Source organism: Evansella halocellulosilytica (assembly GCF_002335745.1).
GTDB lineage: Bacteria > Bacillota > Bacilli > Bacillales > Salisediminibacteriaceae > Bacillus_CA > Bacillus_CA halocellulosilytica.
In genome coordinates this window covers 135,327-154,145 of sequence record NZ_NIST01000001.1, presented here as the reverse complement: position 1 = coordinate 154,145, position 18,819 = coordinate 135,327, and the positions used below count along the sequence as shown (strand labels likewise).

The 18,819-nt window shown below is 35.8% G+C and carries 15 protein-coding genes; 8 read left to right on the top strand and 7 right to left on the bottom strand.

Annotated elements, in window-relative coordinates; genetic code table 11:
• From CD001_RS00665 to CD001_RS00650, 4 genes are all read right to left on the bottom strand, one after another.
• Positions 1 to 561 (bottom strand): ATP-binding protein (locus CD001_RS00665; RefSeq protein ID WP_142303652.1); only part of this gene is annotated, 561 nt, incomplete at its 3' end.
• On the bottom strand, positions 558 to 2,129 hold the full coding sequence (gene istA, locus CD001_RS00660) for an IS21 family transposase (protein WP_096185716.1): 1,572 nt from the start codon (positions 2,127 to 2,129) through the stop codon (positions 558 to 560). The genes istA and CD001_RS00665, both read right to left, overlap by 4 nt.
• Positions 2,130 to 2,655: 526 nt before the next feature.
• Complete coding sequence (locus CD001_RS00655; RefSeq protein WP_096185715.1) at positions 2,656 to 3,531, bottom strand: permease prefix domain 1-containing protein; 876 nt, start codon at positions 3,529 to 3,531, stop codon at positions 2,656 to 2,658.
• Position 3,532: 1 nt separating this feature from the next.
• Positions 3,533 to 3,856 carry a PadR family transcriptional regulator gene (locus CD001_RS00650; protein ID WP_096185714.1) on the bottom strand — a complete coding sequence of 108 codons (324 nt, stop codon included), beginning with the start codon at positions 3,854 to 3,856 and terminating at the stop codon, positions 3,533 to 3,535.
• 577 nt (positions 3,857 to 4,433) lie between these two features.
• Here CD001_RS00650 and CD001_RS00645 point away from each other — a divergent pair.
• The 6 genes from CD001_RS00645 (at position 4,434) to CD001_RS00615 (ending at position 10,682) form a co-directional block, all read left to right on the top strand.
• On the top strand, positions 4,434 to 5,417 hold the full coding sequence (locus tag CD001_RS00645) for a phosphotransferase enzyme family protein (protein ID WP_179298547.1): 984 nt from the start codon (positions 4,434 to 4,436) through the stop codon (positions 5,415 to 5,417).
• Between the two features lie 79 nt (positions 5,418 to 5,496).
• Positions 5,497 to 5,781 (top strand): hypothetical protein, encoded by a 285-nt coding sequence (locus CD001_RS00640; protein ID WP_096185712.1) that lies wholly within the window; start codon positions 5,497 to 5,499, stop codon positions 5,779 to 5,781.
• Positions 5,782 to 6,352: 571 nt separating this feature from the next.
• A complete protein-coding gene (locus tag CD001_RS00635; RefSeq protein ID WP_218839228.1) occupies positions 6,353 to 7,567 on the top strand; it encodes an erythromycin esterase family protein in 1,215 nt (404 codons plus the stop codon).
• Between the two features lie 385 nt (positions 7,568 to 7,952).
• On the top strand, positions 7,953 to 8,180 hold the full coding sequence (locus CD001_RS27195) for a hypothetical protein (protein WP_407081128.1): 228 nt from the start codon (positions 7,953 to 7,955) through the stop codon (positions 8,178 to 8,180).
• Between the two features lie 19 nt (positions 8,181 to 8,199).
• Positions 8,200 to 8,490 carry an RNA polymerase alpha subunit C-terminal domain-containing protein gene (locus CD001_RS00620; RefSeq protein ID WP_096185707.1) on the top strand — a complete coding sequence of 97 codons (291 nt, stop codon included), beginning with the start codon at positions 8,200 to 8,202 and terminating at the stop codon, positions 8,488 to 8,490.
• Positions 8,491 to 9,785: 1,295 nt separating this feature from the next.
• Positions 9,786 to 10,682, top strand: coding sequence for a serine hydrolase domain-containing protein (locus tag CD001_RS00615; protein ID WP_096185706.1), 897 nt, complete (start codon positions 9,786 to 9,788; stop codon positions 10,680 to 10,682).
• 285 nt (positions 10,683 to 10,967) lie between these two features.
• Here CD001_RS00615 and CD001_RS00610 read toward each other — a convergent pair whose 3' ends face one another.
• Entirely contained in the window at positions 10,968 to 11,537 is a 570-nt protein-coding gene (locus CD001_RS00610; protein WP_096185704.1) for a cysteine hydrolase family protein, read from the bottom strand.
• 346 nt (positions 11,538 to 11,883) lie between these two features.
• Here CD001_RS00610 and CD001_RS00605 point away from each other — a divergent pair, with 346 nt between their 5' ends.
• Entirely contained in the window at positions 11,884 to 12,756 is an 873-nt protein-coding gene (locus tag CD001_RS00605) for a GNAT family N-acetyltransferase (RefSeq protein ID WP_096185703.1), read from the top strand.
• A 151-nt stretch (positions 12,757 to 12,907) separates the two neighbouring features.
• On the opposite strand, the gene CD001_RS00600 is transcribed toward CD001_RS00605, so the two are convergent.
• Both CD001_RS00600 and CD001_RS00595 read right to left on the bottom strand, forming a co-directional pair.
• Positions 12,908 to 16,156: an ABC transporter permease gene (locus CD001_RS00600; RefSeq protein ID WP_096185702.1), complete on the bottom strand. Its 3,249-nt coding sequence runs from the start codon at positions 16,154 to 16,156 to the stop codon at positions 12,908 to 12,910.
• Positions 16,153 to 16,845, bottom strand: coding sequence for an ABC transporter ATP-binding protein (locus CD001_RS00595; RefSeq protein WP_096185701.1), 693 nt, complete (start codon positions 16,843 to 16,845; stop codon positions 16,153 to 16,155). Before CD001_RS00595 ends, CD001_RS00600 begins: the two co-directional genes overlap by 4 nt.
• A 1,228-nt stretch (positions 16,846 to 18,073) precedes the next feature.
• Between CD001_RS00595 and CD001_RS00585 the strand changes: the two genes are divergently transcribed.
• The gene (locus tag CD001_RS00585) at positions 18,074 to 18,778 is read left to right on the top strand and encodes a metallophosphoesterase family protein (RefSeq protein ID WP_096185699.1); all 705 of its coding nucleotides are present in this window, start codon (positions 18,074 to 18,076) and stop codon (positions 18,776 to 18,778) included.
• The last annotated feature ends 41 nt before the right edge of the window (positions 18,779 to 18,819 follow it).

The following is an 18,819-nucleotide window of genomic DNA, read 5'->3' as shown; positions in this document are numbered from 1 at the left end:
AATCAAATGGAAAAATAGGTTTGCTTCTTGCTGATCCATTGCCATAAACATTAAGTCATCAATAATAACTAAATCGGCATCTCTCATTCGTTTTAAGCTTGTTTTTGATTTACGTGTTATTTCTTCTGTTTTTAATGCATGCACAAGATCACCCATTGAAGTGAAGATAACTTTATACCCTTCATATATTGCTTTGATTCCTAGCCCTATGGCCAGGTGCGTTTTTCCCACACCTGGAGGACCCAATAAAACTAAATTGTACAGCTGGTCAATCCATGTCAGATCACCCAACTGATTGAGTTGTTTCTTACTTAATGACTGTTGCTCTTTAATATCAAACTCTTCGAGTGTTTTATAGTCTGGAAATGTCGCCCATTTCAAACGTTTTTCAACTTGTTTTTCTTCTCGGCGTTTTTGTTCATATTGCATAATATCAAGTAAAAACCTTGTATAAGAATGGTCATTTTGTTCAGCTTGTTTAATTAATTCTGTTAGGTGATTAGATGTCTCAACGAACCGTAAGGTTCTCATAAGTTCTTGTAATTGATTGAGCTGTGTCATTGACAATCACCTTCTAATATAGAGTAATACTTGTCCATTTCTCTTTTTGATGCATTTGTATCCATTACCCAATTCGAAGTCATCGTTGTAGGTCGTTTCATTTGTTCAGCGTTATCGTTTCGAGTAATGTGTAACGATCGTTGTCGTTTTAGGTACCCAATGATATCGCTGAAATCTGTACCACTATAAAGGTTTCGGTGAATACATTCATCGAGCGCACTATTAATAATCATAGAATGATTTCCTTTGATCGAATTTAATATCAGTTGTAACTGGTCGCGAATGTAACGTGGATTCTTTTCTCTTACTCTTGATATAAACTCATGAGCTAATTCTTGATTATCAAAATAAGTTGCCACAGAATCGATAAAGGCATCTATTCCTTTTGTACGGTCACGTTGATGTTTACGATCTTGAATAAGTTTTCCTTTCTCTATTGATATTTGATGCTTAGCCAAGATCTCCCCGTCAGGACTACAAATGATGAGCTTTTCATCATCAACGACTGTAAGATAAACCTCCTTGTATTTATGGAAACTCCCTAATGGTAGTGAGTATCGATTAGATAAATACCGTATGGTATTGTCCTTACGTATAGACCTTGATATACTGTTATTGTTGTTATGTTGAACATCAATGATGTTCGTGACTGGTTTTAAGTGTTGTTTTTCAAGGGCAAACACTTCAACCGGTCTTTTTTTTGTGGTGTTATGAACTTTGGCGTTTCCAGTTCGGTTGAGCCATTCTATCGCATGTTCATTCCATGATTCTAAGTTGTGAAATAGTCTATGCTTAGCGTAATTATGCTTGATAAAACCTACGACATTTTCTATTTTACCTTTACTCTCAGGATCCGCTTTTCTACAAACAAATAAGTTGAACTTCTTTGCTTCTTTATACCTTTGAAACTCCTCAGTCAAAATTAAATCTCCATTATTTTCACTAACAACGAGTAAATTATCTTGGTCATATACCAACTCATTAGGGATACCATGAAACCATTGGAAGGCTAACTCATGTGATTCAATAACGTCTTTCGTTGTAAAAGGACGGTCTAGCCAATACATGTATTTATAACGAGAATGAGATAATACAAATGCAATGAAATATAGTTTAACTGTTCCTGCTCCATTAGATTTCTTGTTTTTCGTCTGGCCGAAGTCCACTTGGACTTGTTCTCCTAATGGAGGATCGGGTAAAGCCTCATATGATCTAGGCGATATCTCCTTCAGGATGTTGTATTCTTTTCTTAGTTCTCTCACATAAGATCTAACAGTACTTTCTCCCACTTCAAAAGATGGATATTTCTCAAGCAGCCAATCTTGTACTTGAGCTGCCGTCATATCTGGGTACTGCCTCAACCAGGAAAGAATTAATTCTTTATACTTATCAAGCTTCTTTTCTCTTGATTGAATAGTAACCATCCATTCTGCCATCTCCTGCGGATTTCTATTTAAATAACGATATAACGTTGGTCTTGAAATCCCTAGCTTTTCTGCAACCTTACTCTTACTAAAACCTTGTTTTAACAGTTGATCAATTTCCATATACACTTGCCACTTATCCACCTTTCAAACCTCCTCAAACACTTTCAGATATACAAATCTATTATATCTAGTGTCTAAGAAGAAAAATTAGTATTTTTCCTGGATCTCTTGGAGAGTCACCAGAGTCTTAATGGACAAGAAGTGTTAAATCTTATCAAACGAGAACTGTTACATTTAGTTTAGCAGTCACACAGGGTCTACAAAAGGAACATTTCCACACTATTTTCGGATCATTCCAAATGAAAAATATTTTAGTAATCGGTGGGGATGCTAAAGTTGTTGCTGACCTTTTGTCACTTTCGGAGGAGGTAACTTTAACAAGATGGTATTCTGAAATTTGACTAACTAGCAGCTTCATACAAGGGGAAGTTGTTCATAATGACGGAACTTGTAATGAATAATGAAGGTTTTTTCATTATCATATATTGTATTTTTTAAACTTACCCGTTAAGAGCTATAATTTATACAGCACGTCCAGGAGGGGTGTTTAAGAGGAGGAATTTATTAAAAGACACCCTCATTAACTTCATAAGGGTGCGAAAAAGGATCAAACTGAGAATGCTAAGAACCAATAATAAATAACATAAGCACATATTAAGAACTGCAATATTGTACTTACCCATGCTAGTTTATGAAACCTGCTGCTAATTATTATAGAGATAATCCAAATGCTAGTTGTTAAGACACTAGGAATTAAGATATATAACGTATATCGAATATCTGGTGAACCAAAAATTAGAAATCCAAATAAAGTACTTAACAAATAACTTAAAACAATGATTCCACTAATTGAATTACTTATAATAATTAAAACTCTATTTTTAACTGGAGCCTTCATGAAGTATCTGCTTATAGGTTGGTATATGGCACCAAGAACGATATTTACTACAATTGTTAGTAAATAAATTAGCGCAATTGCCATAAGTAACCACGTTAAAATACCGCTGCTAACCCCATCTATATAGAAAGAACCATAAAACCAGGTGATAACATAAATAAAGCCAAAACCTATAAATGCTAATCTGTACCTTGCAATAAGTAATTGTCTTTTTGTTAACCATAAATTAGTTAAAGATAAAAAGGTTACTATAAGTAGCAAGAATACTGGGATGATAGAATGTTCAATATACACCATAATTGATACAAAAACAGTGTATATAATGGAAATAATTAAAAGTGAGCTTAATGCATATCGTCGCTGAGGAAATATGGATTTAGATAATGCTTGACCGACCTCATCATAACTGCCAAAGTCGCTAATGGCTTTCTCTGCTGCCTTCGATTCGGGATAGCCTTTCTGAATGTAATAAAGTTTTTTCTCTTCGATATAAGCAGTTAATTCAGCCTTTAAACCATCATATTCTTTTTTATTAGCTTCAATATGAATTAATATAGAGTCTATATATTGACTGATGGCTGACATTTTAATCCCCCTTTAATGCTGATTCAATCAGTTTATTTATCTTCCTCCAACCCTCTAATCTTTCAAAAAATAACTCCCGACCCTTGTTCGTAATTTTATAATATTTCCTTCTGCCCCCTAAATGCTCTTCACCCCAATATGATTCAATAAGCCCTTTTTTTTCTAGCCTTTTTAGTAAGGAATATAATGTTCCTTCTCCTATTTGTAGTTCGTTTCCACTCGCATTATAAACTTCTCTAATAATGCCACCTCCGTAATTATCAGATTTAATAATTCTAGATAGAATGATTAAATCTAGACTGCCTCTTAACTGTTCTTTATCCATTTCGCATCGCCTTCCTTATCTAACTAAGTACATCATATAATGAGGTACTTAGTTAAGTCAATGTCAATTTACAGTTTTTTCTTTTTGTAGTTAAGGGAGCGTTTCTGCAACAAGAGGATACGCTTTTTTACATTTTAATCCCAAATAATAGGGAATGAGTGTTAACATTGAAAAAGCGATTGGAGTATTGGGGAGAAGACTTGAATAAAGAAAAAAGATATAGAACTCCCAAAGAAGTCTTTAAGTAAGTTATCATTAGTAATGGTTGAAATTTTGGAAGTTAAATTTGAGGTGAAGTAAATGGCTTTTATTTTTATGGTAATCATTTTGATCGTTTGCGTATGGGAATTTTCAAAATTACGGAAACAAAATGAGAAAGTAATTGAACAAAATTATCTCATTATTAGTCTTTTAGGCGAAATCAAGAATCAGAACAGGCATGATTGATTACATATATTTAATTTTATCCATTCATATACAAGTTAATTAACTTTCTTTATTAAAGTAACAGAGAGTTTAGTTAACAAAGGTTACTTACAGAATTTTTTGTATAATTAGTGGGGGGAGGGATAATATATTGGATTATGTTTATTTATCTAAAGGGGCTACTCTGTTTAATGCTGATGTAAAACAATTAAAACTAATTGGGGGATTTTCGAATAATGTTTTTGTGTGTAACAAGAATGGCGAGACTTTTATTCTTAAATTTTATCCAAGTACTACGTACAAAAAAGAGTCTGTTAGAGCAGAGTTAGACTGGATAAGGTATTTGCACAAATCAGGAGTGAATGTTACTGCTCCTTTACCATCTATAAATGGGAATTATTTAGAGATTACTCAGGGAGAAAATAACGTTGAATGCTACGTCTTGGCATTTGAAAAAGCAAAAGGGACTATTATTAACACTTCAGATGCAAATAATTGGAATAATAAATTCTTTTATCATTGGGGAAAAACACTTGGAAAGTTACATTCGTTATCAAAAACATATACACCAATAGATAAAAATATAAAAAAGCAAGATTGGAATAAAGGGCTATTATTTACTAAGAATATTGAGGGTATTAGTAGAGTTGTTTCTGACAAATGGAATACATTCATTAATTTCATTGATAAATTGCCGAAAGATATAAACAGTTATGGAATGATACATAATGACCTCCATCATAAAAATTTCTATTTATACAAAAAAGCGATAGTGTTATTTGACTTTGGGGATTGTGAATATAACTGGTTTGTGTATGATATTGCAATTGTTTTATATCACGCTATACAAACTAAAGATGAGAGTGATACACAAGGAAGAAAGGATTTCGCCCTCCTTTTTATTGATTCATTTTTACAAGGATATTTTACAGAAAATAACCTTGATAAATACTGGCTATCGAAAATTCCCTTTTTCTTAGATTACAGGCAAATATTCTCCTATATATATTTTATGAATTTTCTTAGCGAAGAGCAAAAGAATAATGAAAAAGTAAAAGATATACTGAAAGGCATGAGAACAAAGATTGAAAATGATGCTCCTTATCTAAATATAAAATTCAATGATATTTGTTGATAGTAGCAATGCGCTATTGTGAATAAATGTACCTAAAGTAACGGGTAAAATACTTCAAGAAGCTGCCAGGGGTGTAATAGTGCTAGCGGGGTGGTTTGTTGAAATTGGGGATAAAAAACAGTACTTAGGTTTTAGTATTGTTGCAATAATTATTTTTTCAGTTATGTTTTTCTTTAGGGAGTCTTCTGATAAAACCAAGTTTGAGCCTACTGATTCATTTTTATCCAACGGAGTAGAGATGGTAGGCATTGAAGAGAAGTTAGGACTTTTTCTTGGAAAAGGGTTAATAGAAAATGAAAAGTCAAAACAGAAGTGGTATTTTTGGGGGATAGAGATTTTCTTAGAACAAAAAATTTTGACATAAAAGCTACACACGAAAAAACCGGAGAAGTAATTGGTTTATTTTTTATAAATAGTTCAGGGCGGGATAGGTTCTTCAAGTAATGGTGCTGATGCACACGTACCCTCGGTTTTGGAATTTCCTCAAAGCGGTATATGGAAGCTTGATATTTATCACGGAGAAAGTATTTATTGTATTAGATGTTGAAACAAAGGATTAAGCAAACGGGTAGCGATAGCATAACAAGCTTTCTTTTCTCTCGTTCTACAAAAGGGGAGAATCCTTTAACTAGGGTTAGTTTCTGTTGTTGAACTAATGAAGCAGTTTTTTTACAAGAAAGGAGGAGTTCGGATTGAAAGAATATTTAAAATACCAAAAATAACAACTGTAATATGTGTTTTAATTGGAGCAGTTTTAGGGGGAATGGCTTATTATGGTCAATGGTTAGGTTAAGCCTTTAATAGAATAAATAGGAAGCTGTCATAAAAAATAGTATACCAGTCATTATTATACTAACGTCCATAGTATTAAAGGCTGTCGCAAATTTATGTGTATCTAACGATGCAGTAATTTCGAAATGGGGACTATGATGTATATGAATTTCGTCAGAGAAAAAACGAGAAATCGTTGGAAAGAACAAATTAAAGGAACTGGTTTTGAAATTAAAAAAAGTAATGACTTTTCATTTATTGATAGCTTTGTAAGAGGTAAGCGAATTATACTTCTTGGTGAAAGCTCACACGGAGTTGCAGACTATTTCACAACTAAAACTGACTTAATCCGTTATTTGCATCAGTATCATGGGTTTAACGTTGTGGCATTTGAAAGTGGACTATTGGAAGCGACGCTGTGCAAAGATTTTTTAAATGATAAATCCCCTGATAATCAGATTCAAAGCTGCTTTTTGGATATATATCACAATGAAGAAATAAAGCCACTTTTTTTCGAGGAATGGAGTCAATCATTAATAATTTCTGGAATGGACCCTCAGCCTACATATCCATTAATATCAGAATGTTTGATAGATTGGTTAAAACTTCATACTGATAATGAATTGTATCAGACTATAAAAGTAATGGAAAAACGTTTTTTTGAAATAGATGATGAAATGAGAACGAAGCTAAAAGTAACAAAAACTTTAAAAGAGAGAATGAAGATTACGATAAAAGAATATGAAAGCCTTATATATTTAATAGATGAAAAACGAGAAATCTATATGAATCCTGAAATTCAAAAGAGGCTTCAATTAGTCAAACAAGGAATGCAAAATAGAATGAAATGGTTGAAGATAAACTTAAAAGGGTTTCTCTCTTCTGGTATTCAAAGAGGTTTTAATATGTTCCAAAATTTAGAGTGGCTAATGAATGACTACTATAAAAATGAAAAGATAATTGTATGGGCTCATAACTTCCATATACGAAAAAGGCAAACGATTACTGCAAAAATTTTAGGAATAAAGTCAGTAGGGTATTGGTTACAGCGTAAGTATCCTAATGATTTTTATTCTATTGGGTTGTACGCTGGAAGTGGGGAGTTTGCAACACAGTTAAGAGTGGTGTTACCAGTAAATGCAACGAATAAAAATCATTTAGAATCATTACTTTATGAAACAGCAGAAACGGATTTATTTCTCCCATTGAATGTGAAAAATCAAACTAAGGATAAGAAAATGTGGTTCAAAAGAAAATGGTGGTTATTGGAATCGGGATACTCAGGTCTATCACCAAAGGTAATTTATCCTCAAGAACAATATGATGCAATCATTTTTATACGGGAAGTGAAATCACCAAATTATTTAAAACGGTCATGATTGAAAAAGAAAAACTTTTTGATTTATTTCAAATGGAAAATGAGATTGAATGTTGAAAGAGTAGGTGATGTAAAGGGAAGTTTGTACATCTTTATTACACTTAAAAGTAAAGGTGTATTTGATAATTGAATTTTGAGCCACTCCGATTACATCTTCGTGAGCCAATTCTAAATTTGAAACTCTTGACATGTAGCCTCCAGAGGCAGAAGTTAGCTCGAAAGGTGACACAGCAGGCTGTTTCGAGGGGCAACAAGCCTATCATGCCTATCACTCCATATCAAGACGATGTTCTAACTGGAAATGGAGTGGCTCACGTTTTCATGAGCGAAGTGGCTCAAAGTAAAGGGGATCATTGAGGGACATACATTAGTTTTGTCGAGATTGTATAACTAATATACAGGACGCAACATCACCGGGTTTGTGCGCAACATCACCAGGTTTGTACGCAACATCACCGGGTTTGTACGCAACATCACCGGGTTTGTGCGCAACATCACCGGGTTTGTGCGCAACATCTCCAGGTTTGTACGCAACATCACCAGGTTTGTACGCAACATCACCGGGTTTGTGCGCAACTTCTCCAAAATATATTATACTAAAATTAAACATATAATTTGTTAGGAGGGATTATTTTGCCAGTAGAAAAAAGTTTAAGGATCTGTGAAAAGGGACATAAGTATTACAAAAGTAGTGATTGTCAAAGTTGCCCTACCTGTGATAAAGAAAGTAAGCCTGATAGCGGGTTCCTTTCGAAACTTAGTTCACCTGCAAGAAATGCATTGGTTCACGAAGGAATTGACACTTTGCAAAAGCTTTCGAAGTATACGGAAAAAGAAATATTGAAAATTCATGGCATTGGACCAGCTTCCTTACCTACTTTGAGAACTTCATTAGAAGAAGAAGGGTTATCATTTAAAGAATAAATAATCTGACATACTTTACTTAACTAACGGAGGGCTTTTGTTGAAAAAGGAATTAATATTAATGAGTTTTTATAGAAGACACAAGAAGAGCATGTTTGGATTAATTTTTTTCAAAACATGCTCTTTTCATTTAGGACATAATAAAATAATATGGAATGACAAAAGGAAGTAATTTATGAAAAGTGACCGGCAACTGATTCAAACTTTTGAAGAATAACGCTGGGGTAACCATCGAGAGTGCGGGATGGGTGGCGAATTGTCCTGCATGAATTGGTGAGGACACGAGATCCGTTATTTGTGAACAAACCGGTGTTTTTTTAAAGTAGGCGGACATCAGGTACGTTATTACTAAAAACTAGCCTTGATTTAGCCAATGATGAAGGAAATAAGGTCTCTCATGGCCGGCAAAACGAAAAAAGGTCTCAAATTCATCAAATAAGGGATCCAGTGTCCGCCTAGAAACCATTATAAAAGCTCAAACAAATTTCAAAGCTGTAGATCAATACGACCGGTTCACTCATCGGTTTTGCAACCATCTTGAGGACACGAGATCCGTTATTTGTGAACAAACCGGTGTTTTTTCAAAGTAGGCGGACATCAGGTACGCTATTACTAAAAACTAGCGTTGATTTAGCCAATGATGAAGGAAATAAGGTCCCTCATGGCCGGCAAAACGAAAAAAGGTCTCATATCCATAAAATAAGGGATCGTGTGTCCGCCTAGAAACCATTATAAAAGCTCAAACAAATTTCAAAGCTGTAGATCAATACGAACGGTTCACTCATCGGTTTTGCAACCATCTTGAGGACACGAGATCCGTTATTTGTGAACAAACCGGTGTTTTTTCAAAGTAGGCGGACATCAGGTACGCTATTACTAAAAACTAGCGTTGATTTAGCCAATGATGAAGGAAATAAGGTCCCTCATGGCCGATAAAATAAAAAAATAGCTCATATCCATAAAATAAGGGATCGTGTGTCCGCTTGGGGAAAATGAGCAAAGAGTGGAGAGTTACAATCGTAAGAGGATAAGGGGACCGGTATGGCTGATCATACAAATAATAAGAAGCAAAACTAGAAAACTATCTAGTATAAGGATTGGCTTTTGGATTTTTAAGTGACTTAATATTAAAAACAATTATAAAGATGTTCGATATTGTATTTATTCAAATTGCGGATGTTGGAATAGGATTCTCTTTAGGAATGACGGTAGGTGTTTTGCTTTATTACATAATAGGATATAGGTAAGCGTAAACCTAATGGGTGAATACCAGTAACAGCGGGGAGGCAAGGTGATTGAAATCTTTAACCGATTTTGCAAAAATACTAAAAAAAGACAAAATTGATAGTTTCCTTGTCCAGAGGAATAATACTGTGATATTTGAATATTATCGAAACAAAAAAATGAAAGAAAAACAACATAAAATATATTCTGTCACAAAGAGCATCTTATCAGCACTGATTGGAATTGCGATAGACAAAGGGTATATCGAAAATGTTAACACACCAATAAATGATTATTTTCCACAATTGAACAAAGGTAAAGAGAGTCAAAAAATTACAATCATGCACCTGCTAACAATGACTTCAGGGTTACGCTGGCCGGGTAATAGTGATATGATACCAAGCAAAAATTGGGTCAAATTTGTACTTCAGCAGGACATTGATCATCCACCTGGAAAAGAAATGGTCTACAGTTGTGGTTCTTCACACTTGTTAAGTGCAATCTTACAAAAGACTTCTGGAATAAATACAGAAGTCTTCGCTAAAAAGCATTTATTTACACCTCTAGGAATTACAGATTATAAGTGGAACCGCGATGCTCAAGGTATTGCCATTGGTGGATTCGGATTAACGATGAAAACGGTTGATATGTTGAAAATCGGTACACTATATTTAAAAAATGGAGTATGGAAATCCAAGCAAATCGTACCATATCATTGGATTGAGCAATCTACAAGTCCAAAATTCAAAAGTAATGATTCTTTTTCATACGCATATCACTGGTGGAATATAACATCTGACAATCAATTAGGTAGGAGTTATTTTGCGTATGGACGTGAGGGAAAGTATATTATTGTTGTACCTGACTATCAATTGGTAGCGGCTTTTACAAGTAGTATTAAAGATGATGAATTTAGACCTTTATATTATTTTAAGGACTATCTATTGCCTTATGCCGACAGTCAGTAAGTGCTTTTTCAGTCTCCATTAGCTCAGTATCAAGTTAATAATTATCTATTTTTTAAAAGAAAAGCTAAAACTAACCATGGAAACAATGTCTAGTGAAAGTATTAAGTAAGGAATTTTTAGATAAACAGAGCTAACATAAGAATACAAAAAAATTATAGAGGGAGTCTAATTGAAGAATCTAATATTCGCATATAAAATAAGCAGGGAGCTTCCCCTGCTTATTTTGACATAAAAGTACCTTTATTTTGTTGTTTTCTCAGAAGGTAATCACCACGATATTTAGTGCTACTTTTCACTTTCCCTATATGAATTGTGAGTTGGATGAAATAAATCTTCCCCTGAATTTCTGACAATAGAAAAGTGGTCAATATTATAATGACCGTGAAGTGTAGTATTATGATGTTTTATAATTTGTTCTACACTTAAAACATCATTTCCCAATGTTGAATGCCCATCACCAACTAATGTTACATCAAAACCATTAATAGTTGCTGTTCTGACTGCACTATCTATACAGTGCTGTGTTTCACAGCCCATAATCACAATATGTTCAATATGCTGTGATTTTAAATGTTCTAACAATCCTGTTCCATAAAAGGAATTGGTTGCAAATTTATCGAAAACCTTTGCTTCAGCAGGTACATTAATTTCATTGTGAATTCGAAATCCATTACCTTCTCCTTCAGCAACATCAAGATCCCTTACAAATACAACTGGAATCTCTGCTTCTCTTGCTTTTTCAATCAATTTATTGATGTTGGTAATAAGTTGCTCTTTAATGAAAATTGGACTAGAATCTTGATTTCCGTCAATTAATTCTTGTTGTGCATCAATAATTAATAATGTTTGTTTCAAACAATATTCCCCTTTCAAATTTTGGGGAAACGCTAAAGAGTTTGATTAGTTAGTCGTGATCCCCTTATAAATTTTCAAGCAACCGTTTCTTTTATTTGTCATAATATCTACCTCCAAACAAAGATTGTCTAAAACTATCACAATTATTAGACTATTGAATTGTAACATATTTGCTTTGAATTATATTCAAATAGATTGAAAATTTTCGATTTGGTGAAATATGCTTACAGTAACGGGCTAAGAATCTTGAAATAAGTGATTCAAACGTTGTTACAATTAAATAAAATTAATTATAGTATAATTTTGCATAAGAGGATTAAAATGATGTTTCGAAGGAGGAATCGTTATGGTCACATGCAATAAACCTATATTAGAATTATTACAATTTGATAAATGTGATGTTCCAGGATTAATCGAGCTGTCTGCATCGGTTGGGTGGGATTATGATGAAAAAGAAATTGGAACTATTCTGGCATCAGGTATGATATTTGGACATAAAAATGCTGAGGGGAAAATTGTGTCTAGTGCTGCAATAATTCCGTATGATACTACTTTCGCCTCAATTGGTATGGTTATAGTTAATAAAGATTATAGAGGTATGGGGTTAGGGAAAAAAGCTACTAGGAAATGTATAGAAAGTGTTTCTAAGGAAACTGCCATTATGCTAATTGCAACAGAAGAAGGAAAACCCCTTTATGAAAAAATGGGCTTTAATACTGTTGATGTTGTTCATAAATATCTATGCGATAATTATATAATTGATACTAACCCGTTGGTTAACAGTGATATAATCATTGAAGAGTTTAGTGTAGTTGACTTTAATGAATTACTTAAGCTTGATGAGGGTGCTTTTGGAGACAAAAGAACTCAGTTTCTTATGAATAGAATAAAACAATCTGAAAAATGCTTAGTTGTAAAAGATAATAATGGAACAATTGTCGGGTATGGACTTTCCATATTAGGACCAATTAATCTCATATTAGGTCCTATAGTAGCCCCAGACTTTCATATAGCCTCAGTTTTAATAGATAAATTATCTTCAAAGCATCAAGGAAAATTAAGAATTGATGTCCCATCAGATAATGGTGAGTTTATGATGTTTTTGGAGAAAAGTGGATTTGTTCATGTAAGTCAACCTCCTATAATGGTAATAAATTCAGAAAATATGCCTTCTAGAAACAATACATTATTCGGGATTGCAGCTCAAATTTTTGGGTAGTTTGTGAATAAATGTACTTAAACAAACGGTGAGCTTTAGTTGGAGAGGTTTACGAAGGAACGATAAATTAAAAGCAGAGTTAATTCTCTGCTTTTAATTTCTAAACTAGTAGGATACTCATGTAGTTTAATAATAGGAAGCGGATAAAATTCTACTCAAAATTCACATAAAAACCATTCCTGAATTCTCTGCTGGATCGGAAAAGGAAACCATTTGTTTCTGTGCCTTCTGGAAGAATAAACGACAGGTGAGCTCTTAATATCCCATCGTTATGCAGCCAATGCTCGTCTTCCCATTCTTTGGACTCGATAATCTCCACTTCATTAGCCCGTTTATTCCCTTCCGTTGTAACCAGTGAGAAGTTGCTGGTGCGTAAATCAATCTGATGAGTGTCCTTATTAATAAATTCAAACTCCACGGTAACAACTTTACTACCGTCGTCTTCTTTTACCTCTATTCTCTCTGCAATGAAGTCGAAATGACTCCAGCCACTGAGAGGTTCTCCTTCTTCAGTATAGCCATCAAACTGATTGGCATTGACAGTCTGGATGTTCTCCTCTTCTTCTGTATCTTCCTCTTCTTCCTCTGTTCTTTCGGTTTCATTCCTTTCAACCAGATCTCCTTGTGTAGGGATAATATCAGATCCCTCACCATTAGTAGAGGACTGTTGGATTTCTCCAAAGGTCGGAACAATTTGAATAAGTATATAGCCAAACCCGGCCATAATTAACAATGAAAAGGAAATTACTGCAGTTTTCATTTGTTTTTCAGCTTTTTTTATCGTCGTATATCTTCCGCCCATTCCCTGGTATGGAAGCATCCGAACAGCTTTTTCTGCGGGAATGACCGTTCCGAGAAGGCCAATAGCCAAAGGAACGATACCTGTCAGAAGCAGTACGGGAAGTTCAGCCAGCGGGAATTGTTGATAGAAACTCCATATCCCAAGAAACGCTAACGTAATGCCGATCAATGCAGCAAACACACCGGTGAGAAGTCCCTCATACAGGATAAGCATCCGAATCCGGGAGTTTTGCCAGCCGACCGCTTTTAACAATGAAATTTCTTCTTTTCGCTCCGAAATGTTTTGCCACATAATTTCTGCGGTAGTTAATATCGCTATGATTGAAGCTACACCAATAGCCATGAAATGAGTTGGACCTATTTCAAGCGCTGCATATTGGCCTAGCCAGGTAGCATACATAATGCCCTGCAGACGATACGTAATATAGATGAAAATTGCCAGGAGACTTGTTGGGAGAGCGATGGCTGCAACTGAAAGGATTCCTCTTTTCCATTTACCCATAAAATGATTGTACGCCATGGAGAAGATGCCTTTCGTTACGTGAGTTCTTTTACTTGTTTTGCTTATCTCTCCCGATCTCATAGCCTCATACGGAGCGATACGGCGTACTAAAATAGTAGGGAACAATGCACCGAGAATATAAATTCCAAACCCAGTAGATCCGGTCAGCAAAAAGCGGATCGGTGACAATTCTATATTACTGGATAAGTAAATCGTACCTAGTAAGGTCCAGCTTACCACTGCAACGAATCCGCCGACAATCACAGCTTCGGTGAACAATAGTCTTGCCAACTGTCCCGGCCTCCATCCAACAGCAAGAAGAATAGCAAATTCCTTTCTGCGCGCCAAAAGAGAGACGAGATTCGAAGCCCAAATGTAAACAATTGCCACAATAAAAACGCACGTAACAACACCTAAAAATCCAATATTCGTCTCCCTGAAAATGGAGATCGATGAACCGATATTAACCCACGGCTGCTGGAACCACCCTAACTCTTCACGGTCATTTATTTGCGGAATATGTGTTAAGGTCGGTTGAGGTGAGGAGCCCAGGGTAATGTCAGTAATTAGACCGGTTTCGGACTCGATGGCTGCTACGATGTTATCAAGAATTTCCTGGCTGTCCTCTCCAACTTCTGACACGCCTGCGGCTTTAACACGAATAGCTGAGATTGGTTCATCGCCTAATATCTCTTCAGCGGCTTCTATTGTCGTTAACATTCCCGGTGGATTAGACAAAAAGTCGTACGGGTTGTCTGTCGGTTTTAGCTGTATTGGCGGGTTAATCGGGTTTCTTTCAGCATCAATGACCAGATCCGCTGTAGCCGGGCGATACGTTTCCATCGGAAGCTCATTCGTTGGATCTGTGGAAATGTTCAGCCTACTCGGGTCATAAAAACCGATCCAGTCCGGATTAATTCGCGGCCAGTCATCAGCTGACTGACCAAATGTCTCGGGTACACGGAACGTCTCACGATCCTCCCGAACAAATTGAGGAGCATCTTCATTAGTTAAATGAGTGACTGCCTGATAGGAGTAGGGCCATCGCTCCGGATAAGGGCTTGAAACGGCGTGGTATTCCAGCGGAGAAGGGCGCATTGTAATCCAACTTCCACCTGCTGCTTCATGTACAGAGTTATTTGTGACAGGCTCACCGGTCTCAAGATCAACACCAGCCATTGTGTTTATAAAAATACGAAAGGCTTCCTCGCTTGAGTATACGTGACGGGCAACTTCTGTACCGTCAACTGTATCCAGGTAAGACTGACCACCAGCTTCTTTTATTTGTTCCATAGTTCCATCAGCTGTTTCCCGACTGTCAAAAGGATAATTCAGGCGTTCGAGAATAAAACTTACTTCCTTATCAAGATAGGTGTGATTACTCACAATAATTGGAATATCAATAGTAGTAAAGCCTCCACCGAATTGGTCTTCCTGTGTACGGACTTCATCATCCATATTAAAATAGCGGCTGTTTCCTATAGACACTATAGCCTCATCTAGGCCAATAAGCTTGGCTTCCTGTTCCGGATCGATCCCAGCAAGCAATGTCTGCTCATACACATAGTTAAAGTTTGGTGGAGCTACGACGCCGTAAGAAGGGTCACTGTTCTCATACGGATTCCAAAAACCTATTGGAAAATACTCTGCACTTGTCCTAACCAGGTCCTGGACACCATTGTTAACAATTTCCTCTTTTCTCCAACGGTATATGCCATTCTCTTCGACTTCAATAGGATCAAAATTCACTTGATAGTCAGCGAAGCCGATCATTGCAATTGGTGCGGCTACTTCCACGTTTTCAATACTTTTAATTGTATCGTATTGCTCCAAGCTGATCCCACCGCTCATCCCGCTCAAATAGTTTGGCTCGAGGAGACCTTGAGTTTCTGTATGACTGCGGGTGCCTTCAGGACGGACAACAATATCGTAAGAAGCTGTCCAGCTCTCCTGTAAGGTTTCTGTTACTGTCCCTCTGTTGACATCTGAGAGTCCCACCAGGTATGTAAGGCCGGCGCTAATAATGAATGCTCCAATTATGAGAAGCAAAAATCGCTCCTTATTTCTCCACCAGTTCTGCCAAATGAGCCTAATCATACTGGTTCACCACTGCCATCTGTTATAACAATACTATCTTTCATCGTAATAATACGGTTGGCTTTTCTGGCAAGCCGATTTTCGTGGGTTACAAATAGTACCCCGCACCCTTCTTTCTCATTGAACTCCTTTAGTAAATCAAAAATTAAATCACCAGTTTCAGAATCGAGGTTTCCCGTGGGCTCATCGGCAAGGAGCCAGCCAGGCTTATTAACAATGGCTCTCGCTATCGCCACTCTTTGCTGCTGGCCACCGGATAGCTGAGATGGAAGAGCATGCATCTTATCTGCTAATCCGACACGGGAAAGGACCTCTTTTGCCCTTTTTGATTTATTATAAGGAACCTTTCGTCCAAACAACGGGGTCAGGACATTTTCCATTGCTGTCAGTGCCGGAAGCAGATGAAATTGCTGAAAAATAAATCCAATTTCTTTAAATCTGAAGTCAGCAATCTTTCGGCTACTTTTGCTAAGTATTTCTTCTTCGTCATATAAAATTCTTCCTTGTGATGGTTTATCCAGCGTACCGATTAGACTTAAGAGAGTAGATTTCCCTGACCCTGATGGCCCTATAATAGAAGTGAATTCCCCCTTCATAAATGTCAAATTGATTTCCTGCAAAGCCTTAGTTTCAATACTATCTCCTAAATATGATTTCTGAATATTGCAACAATTAATTGCAGATACCATAATTTCCCCCTTACTATTTACTTCTAAATTAGTTACATGTGAATGGCCTCCCTGGCATAACACGTTTTTACATATTAGTTTTTCTCATACTTCTTTTTTTGAATAAATGAATATATTCCCTTCCAATTGACTTCCATATTTATAAGTTTATAGTAATATGATTATTTATTACAAGTAAAAATAGGAAAATTCAGAATATTTACGGTTTCAAATAACAAAGACATTACCGATCATTACATTATCTCGGTCAAATACTTGGTGTCTGTATATTCGGATTTTTTATTGGTTGTAAATTGGAAAATGATGTTAAAATAAAGGGACTTAGTTTAAAGATGGAAAAATAACACTCAATAAAGTGGAATAATGTTAATGTGGTGAATGGAGGCGTATTAAATGATGCTTTTAGTACCTTTTCTGACAGTTCTTATACTAGGGATTATTATTTTGACTCTTACCTACTGGTTTAGTAAAAAGGGGTTTTCCTTTCTTGAAAGATAAGAACTTATAAAAATTATCAATCTCTCGATTGATGTCTAGACTTCAGGCGCCATCGGCTCGAGGTCGCTTCGCCCCGCCACTTGAAGTCTAAGTTCGGACTTCTTCCTGTCGGGACTCCAGCGCTTTTCGCCGATAGGCGGGCGCCTTGCGCTTTTCTTATAAGGATGCTACCAGGAATCATAGCGATTATAGTTGCTGTTATCTCCTTCTATATTGGTTTTATTAACATTAGGGGATTCGAAGGTGGAGCTTTTGGATTTCTTGGCATGTTAATAACCATATTTTCTATTATATCTTTTGTTACAGCTAATAATGATAAAACTGTTGCCCAATAAACAATATGTGAGGCGAAAAAGCTTATTTTTTTATTATCAACAAGTTGGTTTGTATTATCTATGAAAAAGCTGCTCGTTTAGTAGTCATTTTTGATAATCAATAATAATGGACAATTATGCCGAAGTTGTTGCTGACCTTGTGTCGTTTTCGGAGGAGCTAACTTTAGCAAGATGGAGATTCTGACATTGAACTAACTAGCAGCTTCATATATTAAATATTTTATGGCTATTAGCTTTAATCTGGCACAGTAGTTCTTGAAGGGAATTACACTGCGAGATGTTGAGCCCAACGTGATTGCTTGATACAAGTCCAGCATCTTTTAAGATCGTTAGATGTTTAAGAAAACAAATGTTTTAGATAGTTATCACCAAATAATTGTTAGGGGTATGCCTTTATGAAAATGGCTGCTTTATATGATATTCATGGGAACAATTATGCATTAGAAGCAGTTTTAAATGAATTAAGAAGAGAAAATGTTCATGCTGTTGTGGTCGGTGGTGATTTAGTTTGGGGACCGCAGCCAAGAGAAGTTATGGATACACTGATGGAATTTAAAGACAAATTCTTGTTTATAATGGGGAATGCGGACAGAGAGGTTGCATATCGCTATGGACCACAAGAGGGGTGTGATGGGTTTGTTGCTGAACTAAATACATGGTGTGCAGACCAACTTACAGAAGAACACCTACAGTTTCTAAAAAAGTTGGATGAAAGACAGAGTATTGCTGTTAAAGGTATCGGTAACATATTGTTCGTTCACGGTTCCCCCAGAAGTGACGAAGAAGCAATTAGGTTTGATACCAAGGACAGTGAAGTGTTCGAAATAATAAAAAACACTAAAGAAGACATAATAGTATGTGGACATACTCATATTCAATTTGACCGTTTAGTAGCTAATAAAAGAATAGTCAATGCTGGTAGCGTGGGTCTCCAAAGTAAAGCAACAGGGGCTTGCTGGTTATTGATTGATAAAGAAATAGAGTTGAAAGTAACTGAATACAATGTAGATAAAGCCATCGAGGAAATCCTTATTGGTACTTGTCCGTATAAAAAGGCATTCGCAGAACATCTTAAAAACCCACCAAGCATAGGTCCTTGATTAAAACATTCTTTATTATACAAACGGAGTGCAATAGTTGA

Bases quoted from the DNA above. Each gene is read 5' to 3' on its own strand.
- CD001_RS00655 (WP_096185715.1), bottom strand. From the start codon at position 3,531: ATGTCAGCCATCAGTCAATATATAGACTCTATATTAATTCATATTGAA.
- CD001_RS00650 (WP_096185714.1), bottom strand. From the start codon at position 3,856: ATGGATAAAGAACAGTTAAGAGGCAGTCTAGATTTAATCATTCTATCT.
- CD001_RS00635 (WP_218839228.1), top strand. From the start codon at position 6,353: ATGAATTTCGTCAGAGAAAAAACGAGAAATCGTTGGAAAGAACAAATT.
- CD001_RS00605 (WP_096185703.1), top strand. From the start codon at position 11,884: ATGGTCACATGCAATAAACCTATATTAGAATTATTACAATTTGATAAA.
- CD001_RS00600 (WP_096185702.1), bottom strand. From the start codon at position 16,156: ATGATTAGGCTCATTTGGCAGAACTGGTGGAGAAATAAGGAGCGATTT.
- CD001_RS00595 (WP_096185701.1), bottom strand. From the start codon at position 16,845: ATGGTATCTGCAATTAATTGTTGCAATATTCAGAAATCATATTTAGGA.
- CD001_RS00585 (WP_096185699.1), top strand. From the start codon at position 18,074: ATGAAAATGGCTGCTTTATATGATATTCATGGGAACAATTATGCATTA.